This is a genomic window from Methylobacterium soli (genome assembly GCF_008806385.1).
GTDB lineage: Bacteria > Pseudomonadota > Alphaproteobacteria > Rhizobiales > Beijerinckiaceae > Methylobacterium > Methylobacterium soli.
Genome location: NZ_VZZK01000091.1, coordinates 1 through 2629 on the forward strand (window position 1 = coordinate 1; position 2629 = coordinate 2629).

Genomic DNA, 2629 nt, shown 5'->3' on the forward strand with positions numbered 1-2629 from the left:
CTTTCTCTAGCCAACTTGTCAAAGAACCGCGCTCGTCAAAGGAGCACGCCGTCCATCTTCGCGGACAACGACGCCCCGGGACGAAGCCCGTCGCATCCTGCATCCGATCCGGTGAACCTGCCTTGGCCGGACCAGAGCCTCAAGGGCCGGTCCGCCGCGGCGGTGGGGCCGTCTAAGGCCCGCTCGTTCCGGTGTCAACCCTGTCCGGATCCTCGCGGACCCGAACCTCGACACCGCCCCGACACGAACGGCCAAGCACCCGGCTTAACACCGGACCCACCAACCCGCATCGGACAGAAAACAGCAGCGCCAGAACCGCTCCCGCAGCTCAGCGCCGTTGAGAGGCATATAGGCAGCCGCTCCCCGCCGGTCAACCCGGAATTTGCTGCAGCGCAAAATCAGCGGAACCGCTCGCTCAAGCGGGCGCGTCGCTCAGCCTCGCGGCTCGGCCCGGTCCGCCGCGGCTTCATGGCCGAGGCTGCCCGCCGAGATCTGCCGCAAGACCCGCCGGACGTGGTTCCGCACCGCGCTCGTCTGCGCGTCGAGGTGGCTCGGGGTGCAGGTCTCCCCCGGGTCGCGCGTCAGCGGCCCGTCACAAGCCCGTTTGATGCCGATGGGCAACATCTCAAGAACCTCCGGCAGGCGCCCGGTTCGAAGCTTCAGCCTTCAAGCCGGACGCTAGAAGTATGTTGTTTACTGAGCAAACGTATTGATCGTACGTGTCGAACGCGTTCGGTGATCCAGCGTCCCGCCGGGCGAGCCGGGTGAACTAATCCTTTTACGCCGGGCGCGGCACATCTTCTGGATCAGGATCGGTGCGTTGCCGAAGGGCGGCCAGCAGCGCAGCATGGTCGCACGAGACCAGTCCCCTGCATCTCGTGACTGCGACTTCGACCCCGCGGCCTCCCGGTCGCGGGGCTTTTCGCGCCGGGATGCCGGCGCCCTCGCCGCGTCGGATCGTCATGGTCTCAGCTCCCCCTGCGCGGTCCAGGACCCCGTTGTAACCCGATGGCCGCGCGCGTCTCTGTGCGGTGGATCACAGTCCGGCTCGCGGCCGGGGCGGATGTGGGCAGGATTCGCCCGGCTCGGTAGCCCGAAGCTCACCCGCCGGCCGGATCGAACGCCCGCTCGGTCCTCGAGAGGGTTCGGGATTACCCGCATCCTCGCGAGACCCTGATCCGGCCTCGTTCGGATTCCGACGCGCGCACGCCGCAGACAGCTGCGGCACGGGCGAGCCCTCACCCCGATCCGTTGCAACCGCGTCACAGAGCTGGACGACCGCTGCCGATGCACTTGCGAACATCACGGCCAAGCTCTACCAAAATGAATAAAGGCAAGCCTTTCCAGTACTTTATCAGAATTCTAAACTGAGCGCGGCACGCCATTGAACGGCGGTGTGCCGCCCGCTGGCGTTCAGGATCAATCATGCGTGTCACGTCAGGTTTCAGCCTCAGGCCGTTGCGCGGTGCGATCCGGAGGGCCGCTCTGGGCAGCGTCTCCCTGCTCGGGTTGATCGGCAGCCCCCATGCCCAGCAAGAGAGCCGCGCCGCGCCGTCCGGGCAGGCGAGCACGCGCCTGGAGGAGTTGAGCGTCGAGGGGCAGGGGGGTGTCCCGGCCCGCGCGGTCGCGACCCGCGAGGATCCGCGCGGGCCGATCGACGGCTTCGTCGCCAAGCGGACCCTCACATCGACCAAGACCGACACGCCGCTGATCGAGACGCCGCAATCGATCAGCGTGATCGGGCGCCGGGAGATCGACGCGATCAAGCCGCAGCAGATCGGCGAGATCATCAATTACTCACCCGGCGTCTTCGGCAACGCCTTCGGACCGGATACGCGCTTCGACTTCTTCCAGATCCGCGGCTTCACGGCGAGCGACACCGGCCTCTACCGGGATGGGCTGCAGCTCTTCAACTTCGGCTTCGGATCCTACAAGGTCGATCCCTTCGGCGTCGAGCGCATCGACATCCTGCGCGGCCCCGCCGCGGTGCTGTTCGGCCAGGGCGGGCCGGGCGGCCTCATCAACATCGTCAGCAAAAAGCCCCCGCTCGATCCGCTGCGCTACATCGAGGTCGGCGGCGGTTCCTTCGGCCAGAAATACCTCGCCTTCGACCTCGGCGGCCCCGCCGACCAGGACGGCCACTGGTTCTACCGGCTCACCGCCATCGGCCGCCAGGGCGGCACGCAGGTCGACAGGCTCGACGAGAACCGCGGCTACATCGCGCCGACCTTCACCTACAAGCCGGACGGGGCCACCACCTTCACCTTCCTGTCGAGCGTCCAGTACGACGACACGGGCCGCATCAACGCCTTCCTGCCGTACCAGGGCACGGCGCGCCCGGACGTGCTGGGCCAGCGCATCCCGCGCAGCTTCAACGTTCAGGATCCGGTCAACAACGTCTATCGCCGGACACAATTCAATCTCGGCTACGAGTTCGAGCACGTCTTCGACGACACCTGGACGTTCCGGCAGAACCTGCGTTACGCCTATACCGAGTCCTACGACAACTCGTTCGCGATCAACGGCTACGCCGACCCGCTGCAGACGCAGCTCTCGCGCTACCGCTTCCGCGCCACCTCGCGGGCCGGGCTGTTCAACGTCGACAACAACGCGGTCGCCCGCTTCGATG

2 protein-coding genes are annotated in these 2629 nt (G+C 66.8%); one reads left to right on the forward strand and one right to left on the reverse strand.

All coding sequences use genetic code 11. The annotated features are described in order from the left end of the window. Nucleotides 1-432: 432 nt before the first annotated feature. Nucleotides 433-624, reverse strand: coding sequence for a hypothetical protein (locus tag F6X53_RS31770; protein ID WP_151005893.1), 192 nt, complete (start codon nt 622-624; stop codon nt 433-435). Nucleotides 625-1425: 801 nt separating this feature from the next. Here F6X53_RS31770 and F6X53_RS33565 point away from each other — a divergent pair. Next, nucleotides 1426-2629, forward strand: a 1204-nt coding sequence (locus F6X53_RS33565; RefSeq protein WP_244965644.1) for a TonB-dependent receptor plug domain-containing protein, incomplete at its 3' end; no start/stop codon positions are given.